Raw genomic sequence first — 16,809 nt, 5'->3', positions numbered from 1 at the left:
TCACCCTCGAGTAGCAGAAAAGAGGCGGCGTATTGCCGCCTCTTGGGTTCAGTATTTTGGTTTAGTTTTGAATGGCTAAACGATTAAAGGTCTTTACACAAACGTAGAGCATCGTACATAGCTGCGTGAGTGTTACGCTGAGACACACAGTCCCCCAAACGCCACAAGATCATGCCTTCGCCGCTTTCAGCAAGAACTGGCTGCGGTTTGATGTCGAACAAGGCTTCCACATCGATCTGACCTTTGTTACGTGATTCACCTTTTAGCTCGTAGTACAGTTCTTCGTTCGGACGGGTACCGTTCTCAATCACCACCTGATCGACCACACGCTCTTCACGCTGACCTGTGTACTCGTTCTCAAGCACTGCGACGAGGTTTTCACCTTCACGGTAAACTTTCTCCAGTAGGAAATCAGAGGTCATGATGACTTCTTTTTCGTACAAAGAACGGTAGTAAGTCGGGAAAGTCGTACCACCGATGCCGACACCTGGTTTGATATCATCAGTCACAAGCTCAACAAGAGAGCCTTTTGACGCTAAGAAATCTGCCGCAGACATACCTGAGAATTCACAGATGGTGTCGTAAATTAGAACGTTTTTGCCCGGCTCAACTTTGCCTGTCAACACATCCCAGCTCGACACACATAGGCCTTCTTCTGCGCCCCATTCTGGATTTTGCTCAACGAACGGACGGCCACCTGTGGCTAAGATACAAACATCTGGCTGCAAGTCACGGATGATCGAAGCGTCTGCTGCGACGCCAGTTTTGACGTCTACACCAAGACGATCCAACTCCATGACTAACCAGCGAGTAATACCTGCGATCTGATCACGCTGAGGGGCTTTGGAAGCAATCGTAATCTGACCACCTAGCTCCTCATTGCGCTCCAGCAAGGTCACTTTATGACCACGCTCTGCGGCAACACGGGCCGCTTCCATACCACCAGGGCCACCACCCACAACCACAACGTTGCGAACAGGACCTTCGGTTTTTTCAATAATGTGAGGCATGCCCATGTATTCTCGAGACGTCGCAGCGTTTTGAATACATAACACATCAAGACCTTGGTATTGACGGTCGATACAGTAGTTTGCTCCCACACACTGACGGATCTGATCCACTTGATCCATCTTGATCTTAGCGATGAAATGCGGGTCAGCAATGTGTGCACGAGTCATCCCTACAAAGTCCACATAACCCGCTTCAACGATACGTTTTGCCTGGTTTGGATCTTTGATATTTTGCGCGTGAATCACAGGCACACTAACGACTTCTTTGATACCCGCTGCCAAGTGTAGGAATGGCTCTGGTGGGTAGCTCATGTTTGGAATGACGTTTGCTAGCGTATTGTGAGTGTCACAACCAGAACCTACGACACCAAAGTAGTCGATCAGACCTGTGTCGTCGTAGTACTTAGCAATTTGTTTCATGTCGTCATGGTTTAGACCGTCCGGATGGAACTCGTCGCCGGTAATACGCATCCCCACAACGAAATCTGGGCCCACTTCCGCGCGGACAGCTTTTGCTACTTCTAGACCGAACTTCATACGACCTTCAAACGTGCCACCCCATTCGTCGGTACGCTTGTTCACACGAGGGGACCAGAATTGGTCAATCATGTGCTGGTGCACAGCAGACAATTCCACACCGTCAAGGCCACCTTCTTTTGCACGACGAGCAGCCTGTGCGAAGTCACCAATGACACGCCAGATTTCTTCCACTTCGATGGTTTTACAGGTAGCACGGTGTACCGGCTCGCGGATACCAGACGGAGACATTAGGTTCGGCCAGTTTTCACCGTCCCAACGGGAACGACGCCCCATGTGGGAGATTTGAATCATGATCTTGCCGCCGTGCTTGTGCACCGCATCAGCAAGGTTTTGGAAATGAGGAATGATACGGTCTGTCGATAAGTTAACAGAGCTCCACCAGCTTTGCGGGCTGTCAATGGATACCACACTGGATCCACCACAAATACACAAGCCGCAACCGCCCTTCGCTTTTTCTTCGTAGTACTTCACGTAACGATCGGTTGTCATACCGCCGTCAGTTGCGTAAACCTCCGCATGGGCCGTACTGACAATACGGTTGCGAATGGTTAATTTATTGATATTTAGTGGCTGAAACAGCACATCAAACTGGGACATAGTGGAACCCCGCCTTTTTTAAAACGATAGACTGACAATTATTTAATAGTTATAGCGGCGTTACTTCGAAGTAACCCACATCGCAACCTTCTTCGGCTGCACATTGTGTTTGCTCTGCTTTAGTGCGAACTGGCAGACCTTGCGCTTCCGCGATTTGATCCAATGCACCCGCGAACCAACCCGTGAACATGTAATCGACTTTGCGATTTACTTTTTTGCCGTGGATTTTTTCGTAGTGATAAACGAACGCAGAGTTTTCCAAACGCACTTTGGCGGTGCCTTTTTCGATGTCCAGCTCTTCTGTAATGAAGAAGCCCCAACCACGCTGAGAAAGGCGTTTTAGGTAGTGGTGCCAAACGTCAGCACCAGAGATGCCGTGGCAAGCCGCTTCTTGTTCACACCAGAAGTAAGCAGACTTGTAACCTGCTTTATAAAGAATCTCCGCGTAACGCTCTGCACCAATCTCGTCTTCAATTCCCATGTGGTTGTTGACGAAAAAATGGCGAGGTACGTACAACATTGGCAACGCATCGGTTGTCCAAACACCGGTTTCATCATCCACTTGGATCGGCATTTCAGGTGCGTGTGAGCTCATAAAAACCTCAAATAAATCGTTATAAATTCGTTGATCGGTGACTGGTCTGGTTTCTTCCACAAAACCCGTCCAGTCGTGAATGCAGTGCTAAGTCTGGCTTATTCGCCCCAAACTTCGCGTAATAGATTGACCCAGTTTTCGCCCATGATTTTGCACACTTGACGCTCTGTGAAGCCATGACGTAGCAAGGCTTCTGTCAGGTTCGGGAACTCACCCACAGTACGAATACCTTTCGGGTTAATGATTTCGCCAAAGCGCGTTAAGCGACGTGCGTAGCCTTTGTCGTGAGTCAGGTACTCAAAGAAGTCTTCACCATGACCTTGGGTGAAGTCTGTACCAATACCGATGGCATCCTCACCCACGATGTTGTAAACGTATTGAATCGCTTCTACATAGTCGTCTACGGTTGCGTTAACCCCGGCGCGTAGGAAAGGTGTAAACATGGTCACCCCTACAAAGCCGCCATTGTCAGCAATGAATTTCAATTCTTCGTCAGAGCGGTTACGTGGGTGTTCTTTTAAGCCAGAAGGAAGGCAGTGTGAGTAAGCCACAGGTTTTTTTGACTCCATGATGACTTCTTTTGCCGTGTTAGGACCTACGTGTGATAGGTCACACAACATTCCAACGCGGTTCATCTCTGCAACGATCTCGCGACCAAAACCAGACAAGCCACCGTCACGCTCGTAACAGCCCGTGCCTACTAGGTTTTGCGTGTTGTAACACATCTGTACGATGCCCACGCCCAAGTCTTTAAAGATCTGCACGTAGCCAATTTGGTCTTCAAACGCATGGGCGTTTTGGAAGCCCATCATGACGCCAGTTCTGCCTTCTTGTTTCGCGCGTAGGATATCTTTAGTGGTGTACACCTTGGTCAAAAGGTCGCTGTTGGCTTCAATAAGCTGGTTCATTTCGACGATGTTACGCACAGTGCCTTCGAAGTTTTCCCAGAACGACACAGTACAGTTCGCAGCGGTCAACTTGCCTTTAGCCATGTCTTCAAATAATTCACGGTTCCATTTCGCGCAAATCAAACCATCGATCACTATCGCTTCGTCATGTAATTCCGCTGCGTTCATCATTAATTCCTTCGCAAATGCTTAACAAGTTGAATCAGGCAAGAAAGAGGAAAGTCCTCTTTGATTGACTCAGTGTATGTTTTAGGAAAGAACGATAAGAGGCTGGAAACGACTTCGGAATTACCAAAACCGACTTCGTTTGCGACACATGGGATCTGCCGCAAACGAATTATTAATAAATACAAAAATGGGAGCCCAAGGCTCCCATTAAAATTGCGGATTAGATTTTAATCTTATACGCGGTAACTAGACACCAAGGTGCTTAGACCCTGAGCCTTATCACCTACTTCCAAGCTGGCTTGATTCGACTGTTCGGCGTTGGCTGACGTGGCTATGGCCTCATCACGGATCAAGCGAATTCGCTGGTCAATGTTCTCCGCTACAGCGGCCTGTTGTTCCATCGCGGTGGCGATTTCGGTGGCTTTGGCAGACATACCGCCAATGGCTAGAGACACCTTCGAAAGGGCTTCCGTAGCCGCTTGAGATTTCACCACTGTTTCCTCAGCTTGTTGCTTACTCTCACCCATAACCATTACGGCACTGTGGGCACCACTCTGTAACTGGGTAATCATGTCTTGGATTTGTTCCGTCGACTCTTGAGTTCGTTGCGCCAGAGTGCGCACTTCGTCGGCGACCACTGCAAAACCACGTCCTTGCTCGCCCGCCCGAGCAGCCTCAATAGCGGCGTTCAATGCTAGCAAGTTAGTTTGATCGGCAATGTCACGAATCACATCTAAGATGGAACCTACGCTGGCGGTTTTCGCTTCCAGCTCTTGCAATGCGGCCGCAGCACGCTCCACGCCGTTGGCTAAGTTGCCAATAGATCGAGCGTTATCCTCAACAATCACTTCCACTTCTTTGGCATATTGATCTGACTCCTTAGCAACCTTTGCTGTTTCGTCAGCGCCTTCCGCCACGTAGCGGATGGTGCCTTGCATCTCATCGACGGCACTGGCAATACCTTGGGTTTCGTTTTGCAACTCTTCCATACCTGAACGAGTGCGCTCTGAAGCCTCTTTCATCTGTTCACCAACCGTCGACATAGACGTGGCTTGCACCTGAATCGTTCGGATCAGCTCATTCAGATTGCCAATAAAGTGGTTAAAGTTCTTTGCCACATCCGCCAATTCGTCGTTGCCTTTGTCATCAAGACGAACGGTCAGATCACGGGCTCCAGCGGCAATATCATGCAAAGACGCTTCCAGTTTACGTAGGTCAGGAAGCGTTTTGTGACGCAGCAGTAAGATCACCCCTATGATTAAAATGGCCGAAATCAAACTACTCGCTAAAGACAAAGCCTCCGCTTTAGCAATATAGGCCACTGACTTGTCAGAGCTCACTTCCAGTCGTCCCGAGATTTGACTGGCCACCTTTTCTAGGGCATCAGACAAATTTGCTGAAGATTCATCCAAACCACCAGCACCTTTCATCAAGCTATTTCCTGCCTCTGTACCCTGATTGATATAGGCCATAGCCATCTTATAGCCAGTGTTATACAGGGCATCGACCGAGCCTTTAAGGGCGGCAACATCTTTGCGGTATTCAGGTAGAATCACGGCCAACTCATCTAGGCTCGCTTTAGCGCCTGCTAGACTGGACTGGGCTTCTCCTAACGCATCGTCATCTCGGGTCGCCCCCATATCCGTTAGGAATTGCTGCACTTGCACAGTGTAATAACGGGCATCTTTCATGACCCCCATGGCATTTGCCAAACGCACTTCCATTTCGATGGCTTGTTCGTTCTGTTTCAGGCCATAGGTGCTGATACTAAAAAGCCCCACCAATGCGATGACCGCAACCAGAATGCCTACCGAAAAAAGTCTGCTGATCGTCATGAATTGCTCCGTTAATTTTTCTATTATTTGGCTGAACACGATAGTAAGTAATATCAAACAGTTATGACAGACTTAATCGTGTAGACTTTTGTCAGTGTGGAATTATTCACTTTTTAGCCAACGAAGCATCTCCGGCATGGCGATCATGCGCCCTTTCCCCTATAATGTGCGCTCCCTGAAAAACCATGTTCGAGGCGTTTACTCAATGCAATTAACCAGCTTAAATGCGATTTCCCCGATCGACGGTCGTTACGGCTCTAAGACAAATGCGCTACGCCGCTCTGTTAGTGAGTACGGCTTACTACGTATGCGCGTTATCGTGGAAGTACGTTGGCTTCAAGCGCTTGCAGCGCACCCTGAAATTATCGAAGTACCAGCACTGAGTGCTGACGCAAATGCGATTCTTGACGACTTGGCAGCGAACTTCTCTGAAGCCGATGCTCAAGCGATCAAAGACATCGAAAAAACCACCAACCACGATGTAAAAGCGGTTGAGTACTTCATTAAAGGTAAAATTGCCGACAACGCTGAGCTGGCAGCGGTTTCTGAATTCGTACACTTTGCGTGTACGTCTGAGGACATCAACAACCTTTCTCACGCCTTGATGCTGAACGAAGCTTTGGCTGAAGCCATTGTGCCTGAGATGAAAGCCGTATTGGCTGCCATCGAAGAATTGGCGATCGAACATGCAGAGCAATCTATTTTATCTCGTACTCATGGCCAAACAGCGTCGCCAAGTACGGTAGGTAAAGAAATGGCGAACGTTGCAGCACGTCTTGCACGCCAAATCAAACAAGTAGAAGCGGTTGAATTCCTAGGCAAAATCAACGGCGCTGTGGGCAACTACAATGCTCACCTTTCTGCGTACCCACAAGTGGATTGGCAAGCTCACGCTGAAAAATTCGTGACCTCTTTGGGTCTAACCTTCAACCCATACACAACTCAAATCGAGCCACACGATTACATCGCTGAGTTGTACGATGCGATTTGCCGTTTCAACACTATCTTGATCGACTTCGACCGTGACGTTTGGGGTTACATCTCCCTTGGTTACTTCAAGCAAAAAACCATTGCGGGTGAAATCGGCTCTTCTACGATGCCCCACAAGGTTAACCCAATCGACTTCGAAAACTCTGAAGGTAACTTGGGCATCGCCAACGCCATCATGGGTCACCTAAGCGCTAAATTGCCAATCTCTCGCTGGCAGCGTGACCTAACCGACTCTACGGTTCTACGTAATCTAGGTGTAGGTCTTGCACACAGCCTGATCGCTTACCAAGCCTCTCTAAAAGGTATTAGCAAACTAGAAATCAATGCTGTTCGCCTAGACGAAGATCTTAACAGCTCTTGGGAAGTGCTTGCTGAGCCAATTCAGACCGTTATGCGTCGTTACGGCATCGAAGCGCCATACGAGAAGCTAAAAGAGCTTACTCGTGGTCGCACGATCAACCAAGAAATCATGCAAGAGTTTGTTGATAAGCTTGAACTTCCTGAGCAAGCTAAAGAAGAGTTGAAAGCCCTGACTCCTTCAAACTACATTGGTAACGCTGTCGCTCAAGCAAAAGCGATCCGCGGCTAACCCAATAAGCAACCTTGTTTCTTATACAAAGAGCCGTTTTATAACGGCTCTTTTTTTTGATGAGAAGAACTATGAATATCGATACGCCACTTTCCATCCTTGGCGGCATGAGCGCCAAAACCTTTTACCAAGAGTATTGGCAAAAAAAGCCCCTGCTCATTCGCGGCGGAGCCAGCGACATTGAGCTCCCTATCACCGCCGATGAATTGGCCGGTTTGGCCATGGAAGAAGAAGTGGAGTCGCGTATTGTCATAGAGCAAGGCAGCACTCCGTGGGAACTGCTTCAAGGCCCCTTCTCTGAAGACACCTTTGCGTCTTTGCCAGAACAAGAATGGACCCTGCTAGTGCAAGCAGTGGACCATTGGGTTCCCGAGGCTCAAGCCCTAAGAGAACGCTTCAACTTCCTACCTAGCTGGCGCGTAGACGACATCATGGTGAGCTATGCCACCGAAGGCGGCAGCGTGGGCCCCCATTATGATCAATACGATGTGTTCCTCGTACAAATGGCGGGTAAGCGCCGTTGGCAAGTGCTGTCCCCAGAGCAATATCAGGATTCATCATTAACAGGGGTACAGCTCCATATCTTGGATAATTTCCCCGTAGACCCTCTGCAAGATTATGAACTGGAGGCGGGGGATATCTTGTACCTACCGCCTAATTTCGCGCACAATGGTCGCGCCCTTGATAACGAATGCATGACCTTCTCCGTAGGCTTTCGTGCCCCATCCGCACAAGCAGCTCTACAAGGTCTCACCGATAAGCTCTGCGAAGAGGTCAACGAGAAAAACCGCTTTGCAGCACCTGAACCCTTAGAAAGAGATCATCACGCGCAGATTCAAACCAGCGACATTGACCATCTTCGCCAAAAGCTTATTGAGCTAATTGACTCCCCAACACAACTTGCCAGCTGGTTGGGCGAAACCATGAGTGAATCTAAATACCCTGAGTATGCGGTTCAGCTAAATCAAGAAGAGCTGGCAGAAACACTTGAGCAAGCACTCTCTGGGGATACCTTTATCCGTCCGGGAGATGCCCGTATTTGTTACTATAATCAGGTTGAAAAAGGCACTTGCCTAGTATTTTGCAATGGCCAACAAATTCCTGTCGCCAGTGAGCTGGTAGACTTTGTAGAAGCCATTTGCGATCAGGAAGAATTTGACTTTAGTGGTTTAAAACTCGACCAGCATCCAGACTTACCTTTGCTGTTTAACTTCTTGTTACAACACCAGGCGGTTGTTGCGCTCCCACACGAAGACGAGGACTAACATTATGATGAGTGTGTTGACATCGGACTGGCAAAGCAGCCGTGACCAGCTGACCTTTGTACGCCACCAAGTATTTGTCATCGAACACGGTATCGATGAGCAAGACGAATGGGACGATCAAGATGCCGTCGCCACCCACTTCGTGGCCTTTGGTACCACAGCGGTGCCGGTGGGGGTTTGTCGACTTACTGAAGACGGGCAAATCGGTCGCCTTGCCGTCCTGCCAAGCTACCGCCAGCAAGGCTACGGTAAATTACTGCTGCGCAAAGCTATCCAAGTGGCCCGGGAACTGTCTTTAGACGAAGTCTTCTTACACGCCATGGTAGATGTTCAGCCCTTCTATCACGCCCACGGATTCGAGAGTGATGGCCTGATCTTTATGGAGGCAGGCAAACCTCACATCAAAATGACACGCAAAGTCTAATTCATTTCTAGACCATAAGTTACCGACACAAAAAAGGAGCCCACAGGCTCCTTTTTTCGTTTCACATAAAGCGATTATAGGATCGCAATAAGTTCCACATCAAATACCAATACAGAGTGAGGCTGAATCAAAGCGCCTGCACCTTGTGCACCGTAAGCAAGCTCTGCAGGGATTGCAAAGCGGTATTTCGCGCCTTCTTTCATCAATTGAACACCTTCAGTCCAACCAGCGATAACGCCAGATAGAGGGAATTCAATTGGCTCGCCACGTTGAATAGAGCTGTCAAATACTTGACCGTCTACTAGACGACCTTCGTAATGAACACGTACAGTAGAAGACGCTACTGGCTGGTTGCCTGTACCTTCTTCCAAAACTTCATACTGAAGACCAGACTCAGTCACTTGAACGCCTTCACGAGCTTTGTTTTCGGCTAGGAAAGCTTCGCCAGCGGCAACTGTTTCTGCTGCTGCAGCTTTAGATTTCGCTTCCATTTTTTCTTGAAGCTCTGCGAATGCTGCTTCCAACTCAGCTGCTGGAACCGCCATTGGCTGCTCATTTAGAGCATCTTTGATCGCTGCGAAAAGGTGGTCTAGAGACAGCTCACCTAGATCGCTGCCACGTAGTTGATCACCGATCTGACGACCGATACCGTAAGCAATTTTTGCTTCATTCGTCGCGAAGGACAATTCAGACATAGTTCAATCTCTTTGTGTCGTTAAAAATAGGCGCACAGAATATCACATCCAACCCCCTATGCCGACCAATGCAATTAAAACAAAACTATAGACTCAATAAATGATATTGATTATCATTTAAACCAAATAAACGATAGGAGGCTTTGATTATGTCTAAGATTTTCACTCGCCCAACCAACAAACCTGTATCCACATCAAAGTGGCCGACCCTTGCATTTGTCACCGTGATTTTATGCGTCACAGCGTTTGGCTTTGTCTCCAGTCAACATGAGGCCATAAACATTCAGAATTCTTATCTCTCGAGTCAGTAGCTTGATATAGGTCAGCTCGTTTTATTCAAAAAGGACTAGAGTCAAACCTATAGCAAGCCCGAAAGGAGATTCACGATGCTACCTAAAATTGAAACCATCTTATACGCCTGTGACCTAGAGCCCAAAACAACTCAGGCCATGGAAATGGTGATGAACCTAGCCATCGCTAACCAAGCAAAAGTGATCATCATGCACGCTCTGGAGCCCATCAGCGCGCAAGCTTCTAATATGATCTACAACTACATGTCTGAGCAGACAGTGAAGACCATGCGCGAAGAAGCAATCCACTCTATTCGTGAGCGAATGAAAGCTTTTCTAGAGGAGTTCACCCAGTCACACCCAGAGGACATGCGTGACCTAGGCAGCGAACCGCAACTGGAAGTTGTCAGTGGGATCCCTGCGGAAGCGATTGAAAAAACAGCGGAAAAAGTCGGTGCCGACATGATCGTAATGAACAGCCGCACCCACAGCAAAATTGGTCAAATGGTCATCGGCTCCACTGCGAACAAAGTTGTTCACCACAGCCGAATCCCGGTATTAGTTGTTCCAATATTGAAATAACCTCAAACAACCCAGCCCGAGCAAGTAGCCACTACTCGCTTGGGCGTTCTTATTTTTCAATCTTACTCCCCAATACTGCGCTCTTAAATTAGACACAAACACCACAATTACTGTATAAATAACCATAACTTTATCGGTATCCATCTTGCTCGCTGTTTATGATTTTATACATCGCTGAAAAGCCCAGTTTGGCTCGTGCTATTGCTGCCGGACTTCCTACCCCGCAAAAAAAACACGACGGTTATATTCAACTACCAAATGGTGACTGTGTGACCTGGTGCATCGGCCATCTACTGGAATTAGCGGAGCCGCAAGATTATTCAGATCGTTACAAACAGTGGAATTTAGACCATCTCCCCATCATCCCCAGCGAATGGCAATGGAAAGCCAAATCAGGGACAAAAAAACAACTCAGTGTGGTGCGAAAGCTTCTTAAAGAGGCCACTCAGATCGTTCACGCAGGGGACCCAGATCGAGAAGGCCAATTGCTGGTGGACGAAGTGTTGCACTATGCCAAGGTGCCCAAGTACAAACTTGAATCCACTCAACGCCTTTTGATAAGCGATTTGACGACCAGCGCGGTGAAAAAAGCCCTCAACACCTTACGCTCAAACAAAGAGTTTGCCCCCCTGTCTCGGTCCGCTTTGGCTCGTTCTCGAGCAGATTGGCTGTATGGCATTAATCTCACTCGAGCTTACACGGTAAAAGGCCGCCAAGCGGGTTATCAGGGGGTATTGTCTGTTGGCCGAGTACAAACCCCTGTATTGGGGCTCGTGGTGCGCCGAGATTTAGATCGGGAAAACTTTGTTCCGACAGCCTATTACCAAGTGCTTGCCCACATTCAAGGGGCATCTGTGCCGTTTACTGCTAAATGGCTCCCCAGTGAGGCTTGCCAGCCCTACCAAGACAGTGAAGGCAGAGTGCTCAGCCGCCCTCTTGCAGAGAATGTGGCACAGCGCATTACCGATAAACCTGCGCTGGTAAGCGACTATCAGAGCGCCCTAAAAAAACAAGCACCGCCACTGCCTTACAATCTAAGCGCCTTGCAGATCGATGCCGCCAAAGCCTTCTCCATGTCGGCTCAAAAGGTACTAGATACCTGTCAGTCACTGTACGAGCGACATCAGATGATCACTTACCCAAGATCTGATTGCCGTTATTTACCAACGGAACAGTTTGCTCAAGCACCACACATTGTCAGTAAGCTCCAAGCCCTACCGTTGCCATATCAGCAAGCGGCGACTCAAGCCAACAGCCGTCAAAAATCAAAAGCCTGGAACGACAAGCAAGTGGGCGCTCACCATGCCATCATCCCAACCACACAGCTAAACGGTTACGACAAGCTCAATCAAGATGAGAAGAAAATCTTTGAATTGGTGGCACGTCAGTATTTGATTCAATTCATGCCTCACTATGAGTATTTAGCGACCAAGATTATTTTAGAGATAGAGGGAGGACACTTCTCAGCGACAGGAGTGAGTGTTCAGCAAATGGGATGGAAAGCATTAATGCCCGCCAGTAAAAAAGACGAAACCTTGCTTCCCGTGGTCAACAAAGGACAAACACTGCACTGTGACAAGGGTGAAGTATTGGACAAGGTCACTACGCCACCAGACGCCTTTACCGATGCAACCCTGTTAGCAGCCATGACAGGCATTAGTCGATTTGTCAGCGATAAAAGCATCAAAGCAATATTAAAAGAGACCGATGGACTTGGCACAGAAGCAACTCGTGCGGGGATCATAGAGTTGCTGTTTAAACGAAGTTTTTTAACGCGGCAAGGGAAGCAGATTCACGCAACCGCCACCGGTCGCGCCTTAATAGAAGCCCTTCCTGAAAGCACCAGCGTGCCAGACATGACCGCTAAATGGGAAGCTATGCTTAATGGTATTAGTCAGAATACCGAGCATTACCAGACCTTTATGGATGAATTAACCGGCGGTCTAAGCCATTTAATTGACCATGCCCGCACTGGCAAAATGGGTAACTTTGCCAATCTGCCTAAACCCAGTAGTAAGGGATCAAAGTCCGGCTTTAAACGCACTCGTAAAAAGTCCAGCCCAGGTAAAACACGCCGCCCTAAAGCACAGTCATAGCGCTAGCCAAGCGCCAAGCTCTAGCCAAGCGCTAACCAGATGCCAACACCGATCATAAGTGTGCCTGCAATACGGTTCATCATGCGCACGTTACCACTTTTCATCAGTACAGAACGCATCGTTCGCCCGCCTGTGGCATAGATCAATAAGCAGGTGAATTCGAGTATGAGGATCACCGCAATCAAGCTCGCTAGCTGCTGAAACAGCGGCGTATCAGGGTTTAAAAATGGAGGCAGCAAGGCCACAAAAAACGCCCAGCCCTTTGGATTTGCAACAGCGGTAACGAAGCCTTGGGAAGCGAGCTCATAAGCACTGGCACGGCGCTCGTCACCTTCTGCTTTGATCGCCATTTTGCCTTTAGATCGCCACATTTGAACGCCTAAATACGCTAGGTAAACACCACCAAGATATTTAAACACCATGAACGCGGCAGGATAGTTCAGCAACAAGGTGGCCACACCGACAGCCGTCAACATGGCTACCAGCCCGACGCCAATCAACTCACCCACCATCATCCACAAGGAACGTTTCACTCCAATCGTCATTCCCAGGGTCATGGCAAGGGTCATACACATACCCGGTGTAATCGATACAAAGAAAAAGGTCGGTACAAAAACAGATAGCAGGCCGAAGCTCATAACCAAAACTCAATTAATAAAAAGAAGGGCTAAAATGCCAGTATTGGGACAGGGAAACAACGTACAGATAGTGGAAAATATAAGGATACAGCAATGACTCTAAAAATGTTTTTTGCGCTGAAATTCTCCATCATCCATAAACTTCTGCCACTCATCTTCTAGCTCTTCTTCCGCTGCAGAATCTTCTTGATTGGCCAGTTCTGCTTCCGCCTCCCGTTGTTGCAACGCTAGATCATCTTCAATTTCTTGGATGATTTCTTCGTACTTGGTAATGGTTTCTGCTGCTTCTGTTTGCTCGTGAATAGGTTGCAGCTGAGCAATGGCTTCACGATACTCCGCAATGGCTTCATCCATTTTATGAGTTAAGAAAAATTGTCGTGCAAGATATGAGTGATAATCAGAAGTCACTTTATACTTGTAAAGGTGGAGCAAAGACTCAAATCGGTCAGCCGAGTCTGGATCAATCTTTTTATCTGAACGGCAGTTAATTATGTAGGAGGCAAACGAATCAAACATTCGCTTCAGCTCAAGAATCTGGACATCGTCAATAACAGGCTTCGCACGGCGCTTTTCTTTACTGCCTTGAAACTGCACCATTTCCTCTTGCAGAAAACGGCGACGGCGAGACAGGGCATCATCAGGCTGAATCTTCAGCAGCTCATCTGAGGTCGCAATCAACCTTGAGAACAGCCATAAGCGCATATCTTTTGGCTGGTATTGCGCAGGAAGCTCATCTAGAAACCTACGTTCTTGACGCAACTGGTTATTGAGGAGCGCAACTTTGCGCAGGCGCTCTATTCTTGCCTGTTCTTTTAATTGAAGATAAATTGCAAAAGCAATAAAACCGCCAATTACCAATAACAACAATGTTACGAAAACTGCGGTCATTAATTCGGATCCCAATACATCTTAATTAGTAAATTTATATGTCATTGATAATTCCTTATAGCAAAACAACTTAGTCCACTCTAGCCTTTTTTCCGAATAGTTCCGATTCCACCTGCTTTATCGCCTTATTCAATCGTTTTATCACAGGTTCTGATGCGGTGTAGGCCGCCACCTTTTCCATTTCTGCCAAAGCAAGGCGAAGTTTTTCTAACGCTCTTGCCTTTTTATCGATATCCAAATCAAGCCGCGCTTCACGCACTAATAGATCGTGATGCGCCAGAAAGTAACCAAAACGTATTTGAGCTGCCTGCTCTTTGGCAGTGGCTTTATCTAGCACACTTTTCCCCACTAGCCCTCGTAACAGTAGAGGTAATGATTGCAGGGCATTTTGGATCAACTCAAGTTGTTGGGACGTCTGAACTCTGTCTTTTAAAGTGGCCTGCTGGCCAGCTTTCAACTCAGATAAAGACTGTAAATAATGAGGCAAAGCCCCCACCAACTCTCGTTCCTCCCTGTGTTTCTTAATCAAGCTAACACTTGAAACCATATATTCCATTAAGACTGTTTTAGTGATCAACGGCAGATAACGATCAGGCACAATATTTAATAATCGATCAATGCGATGACATCGTTTAACTAACGCCTCAATTTCTTGCTGCTGACGCGCACGACGCAATTTAAAAAAGCGTAACAAAGACACCGCCACAACCAGCGCAACAAAGACAACCACTAAGATAATACTCAGTGACACAATCAAATCATGGGGCACATGAACACCGTTTAAAATTTTCGACTTCTCAGCATACTATTATACGAGAATAAAAAAAAAGCCGCCCAGAGACCTGAGCGGCTTTTCATTAATTCAATGACATTTATGCGACTGAGAAGCCTAAAAGCATATAAAAGATCATAGACGCAAGGATCGCGGAAGCAGGTACAGTGATTACCCAAGCCGCTGCGATTTTAAGCAGTGCAGAACGTTTAACCAGCTCCTGCTTAGTCGCTTTTTTCAAGCTCTTACGCTCTTCTTTACTAATCGGCGCAGCTGCACTCAACTCTTTAATTTCACGCAGAATGGCACGTTTCTCTTCCACGTCTGCCTTCTTGAAACGATCAACGAATGCTTGTGTTTCATCTAGGTTGAAACCAGCACGCTCAGAGTGCTTGATGATTTTCTTCAGCTTTTTCTCGTAAGACTGTTTCAAGTACTCACGTAGGAAGCCCACACCGAAGATACCACCCACCGCAATGTGCGTAGAACTTACTGGCAAACCAAGCTGGGAAGCGATGATTACTGTAATCGCTGCCGCCATGGCCACACAGAATGCACGCGTCTTGTCTAGCTCAGTGATTTCAGATCCAACGGTACGAATCAGCTTAGGTCCGAACAAGGCCAAGCCAACAGCGATACCAATACCACCTACTAACATCACCCAAAGAGGAATCGACGCTTTAGAAGATACCCCACCATGTAACAGAGCATCGTTAATAGCAGCCAAAGGTCCAATCGCGTTAGCCACATCATTAGCACCATGCGCAAAACTCAACAATGCCGCAGAAACAATCAGAGGAATCGTAAATAGATTATTGACGGCTTCTTTTTCGTTTTTAAGAGCTTGTGCAGCACGGTCGATCAGTGGTCGAACAAGGAAATAAACCGTCAAAGCAATTGCGAAGCCGATTAACAAAGCGGTAACGAAATCCAGCTTCCAAAGCTTCTTAAGACCTTTCAAAATCAAGTAGGTCGAGAATGCCCACACCATCATAGCAACCAACAAAGGCACAACCTTCTTCGCCGCTTGGATCATGTCGCTCTTGTAGGTTATCGAGCGCTTGATATAGATGAGGAACAACGCAGCAATCAATCCTCCCAACACAGGCGAGATTACCCAGCTGGCAACGATAGCACTGACTTTATCCCAGTTGGCAATATCCCAGCCGCCTGCTGCGATACCCGCACCCATAACTCCCCCTACAATAGAGTGAGTAGTCGATACTGGCGCACCAAGGTAAGTTGCTAGGTTCAACCATAAAGCACCCGCCAGCAAAGCTGCCATCATGACCCAAATAAAGGTTTCTGCATCGCCGATTGCATTAGGATTAATGATGCCCTTTTTGATGGTACCGACAACACTTCCCCCAGCAATCAAAGCACCACCCGCTTCAAACACAGCAGCGATCAAAATCGCACCGGTCATGGATAACGCTTTAGAACCCACTGCAGGTCCCACGTTGTTCGCTACATCGTTCGCACCAATGTTTAGGGCCATATAAGCACCAAACGCCGCTGCGATCACAAGAATAGAAACATTCGAGACGCCATCCCCATGGATAGACGCGTAAAACCCAACCACCACAACAAATGCTAGTGCGATTAAGACTTTGACAATTTCACCACCACGAGTGGTTTTATCGGTTGTACCGTAGTTTGCAAGATCCATAAAAGAGTCTTCTTAATTAATTAAACAAAACCAGTCTGACAGGCCATCCGACCTTGACATCAGCACCCCTGGAAATTTCATTAATCCGTCAAAAATAGTTCATCGTACTGAAACGAGCGCCATTCTACACTGAGAGCTTTTCCATAAAAACCCAAATGCAAAAGAATCCCTACAAGTCGATTCATTTAGCTACATTTCAATTTGATGGCATTTATAAGACATTTAGATGACAGAATTGTTACAGCCTATTCATATTAG

General features: G+C 47.5%; 15 protein-coding genes. 6 read left to right on the top strand and 9 right to left on the bottom strand.

Annotation, left to right across the window (positions count from 1 at the left end; genetic code table 11):
* Window positions 1-83: 83 nt before the first annotated feature.
* The 4 genes from dgcA to ACZ5DR_RS10425 form a co-directional block, all read right to left on the bottom strand.
* Window positions 84-2,147 carry a dimethylglycine demethylation protein DgcA gene (gene dgcA / locus ACZ5DR_RS10440; protein ID WP_377369071.1) on the bottom strand — a complete coding sequence of 688 codons (2,064 nt, stop codon included), beginning with the start codon at window positions 2,145-2,147 and terminating at the stop codon, window positions 84-86.
* A gap of 49 nt (window positions 2,148-2,196) precedes the next feature.
* Window positions 2,197-2,742, bottom strand: a complete 546-nt coding sequence (locus ACZ5DR_RS10435) for a DUF5943 domain-containing protein (RefSeq protein ID WP_377369069.1) — start codon at window positions 2,740-2,742, stop codon at window positions 2,197-2,199.
* A gap of 98 nt (window positions 2,743-2,840) precedes the next feature.
* Window positions 2,841-3,818 (bottom strand): dipeptidase, encoded by a 978-nt coding sequence (locus ACZ5DR_RS10430; protein ID WP_377369146.1) that lies wholly within the window; start codon window positions 3,816-3,818, stop codon window positions 2,841-2,843.
* Window positions 3,819-4,051: 233 nt separating this feature from the next.
* Window positions 4,052-5,653, bottom strand: a complete 1,602-nt coding sequence (locus ACZ5DR_RS10425; protein ID WP_377369067.1) for a methyl-accepting chemotaxis protein — start codon at window positions 5,651-5,653, stop codon at window positions 4,052-4,054.
* Between the two features lie 205 nt (window positions 5,654-5,858).
* Here ACZ5DR_RS10425 and purB point away from each other — a divergent pair, with 205 nt between their 5' ends.
* From purB to ACZ5DR_RS10410, 3 genes are all read left to right on the top strand, one after another.
* Window positions 5,859-7,232 (top strand): adenylosuccinate lyase, encoded by a 1,374-nt coding sequence (gene purB / locus ACZ5DR_RS10420; RefSeq protein WP_377369065.1) that lies wholly within the window; start codon window positions 5,859-5,861, stop codon window positions 7,230-7,232.
* 71 nt (window positions 7,233-7,303) lie between these two features.
* The gene (locus ACZ5DR_RS10415; protein ID WP_377369063.1) at window positions 7,304-8,497 is read left to right on the top strand and encodes a JmjC domain-containing protein; all 1,194 of its coding nucleotides are present in this window, start codon (window positions 7,304-7,306) and stop codon (window positions 8,495-8,497) included.
* Window positions 8,498-8,501: 4 nt separating this feature from the next.
* A complete protein-coding gene (locus ACZ5DR_RS10410) occupies window positions 8,502-8,921 on the top strand; it encodes a GNAT family N-acetyltransferase (RefSeq protein ID WP_377369061.1) in 420 nt (139 codons plus the stop codon).
* Window positions 8,922-8,995: 74 nt separating this feature from the next.
* Here the strand turns inward: ACZ5DR_RS10410 and ACZ5DR_RS10405 are convergent, their stop codons facing one another.
* Complete coding sequence (locus ACZ5DR_RS10405) at window positions 8,996-9,616, bottom strand: FKBP-type peptidyl-prolyl cis-trans isomerase (protein ID WP_377369059.1); 621 nt, start codon at window positions 9,614-9,616, stop codon at window positions 8,996-8,998.
* Between the two features lie 149 nt (window positions 9,617-9,765).
* Here ACZ5DR_RS10405 and ACZ5DR_RS10400 point away from each other — a divergent pair, with 149 nt between their 5' ends.
* From ACZ5DR_RS10400 to ACZ5DR_RS10390, 3 genes are all read left to right on the top strand, one after another.
* On the top strand, window positions 9,766-9,927 hold the full coding sequence (locus tag ACZ5DR_RS10400; RefSeq protein ID WP_377369057.1) for a hypothetical protein: 162 nt from the start codon (window positions 9,766-9,768) through the stop codon (window positions 9,925-9,927).
* 75 nt (window positions 9,928-10,002) lie between these two features.
* A complete protein-coding gene (locus ACZ5DR_RS10395) occupies window positions 10,003-10,488 on the top strand; it encodes a universal stress protein (RefSeq protein ID WP_377369055.1) in 486 nt (161 codons plus the stop codon).
* A 158-nt stretch (window positions 10,489-10,646) separates the two neighbouring features.
* Window positions 10,647-12,584, top strand: coding sequence for a DNA topoisomerase III (locus tag ACZ5DR_RS10390; protein WP_377369053.1), 1,938 nt, complete (start codon window positions 10,647-10,649; stop codon window positions 12,582-12,584).
* Window positions 12,585-12,604: 20 nt separating this feature from the next.
* Here ACZ5DR_RS10390 and ACZ5DR_RS10385 read toward each other — a convergent pair whose 3' ends face one another.
* The 4 genes from ACZ5DR_RS10385 to ACZ5DR_RS10370 form a co-directional block, all read right to left on the bottom strand.
* On the bottom strand, window positions 12,605-13,222 hold the full coding sequence (locus tag ACZ5DR_RS10385) for a LysE family translocator (protein WP_377369051.1): 618 nt from the start codon (window positions 13,220-13,222) through the stop codon (window positions 12,605-12,607).
* 99 nt (window positions 13,223-13,321) lie between these two features.
* Window positions 13,322-14,110: a hypothetical protein gene (locus ACZ5DR_RS10380; protein WP_377369049.1), complete on the bottom strand. Its 789-nt coding sequence runs from the start codon at window positions 14,108-14,110 to the stop codon at window positions 13,322-13,324.
* A gap of 70 nt (window positions 14,111-14,180) precedes the next feature.
* Window positions 14,181-14,861: a hypothetical protein gene (locus tag ACZ5DR_RS10375; protein ID WP_464543508.1), complete on the bottom strand. Its 681-nt coding sequence runs from the start codon at window positions 14,859-14,861 to the stop codon at window positions 14,181-14,183.
* A 121-nt stretch (window positions 14,862-14,982) separates the two neighbouring features.
* Window positions 14,983-16,551: an inorganic phosphate transporter gene (locus tag ACZ5DR_RS10370; RefSeq protein WP_377369045.1), complete on the bottom strand. Its 1,569-nt coding sequence runs from the start codon at window positions 16,549-16,551 to the stop codon at window positions 14,983-14,985.
* Window positions 16,552-16,809 lie beyond the last annotated feature (258 nt).

This window comes from Marinomonas vaga (assembly GCF_055388305.1).
Note: the sequence above shows the minus strand (reverse complement) of the source record. Positions and strands in the feature narration are given on the sequence as shown.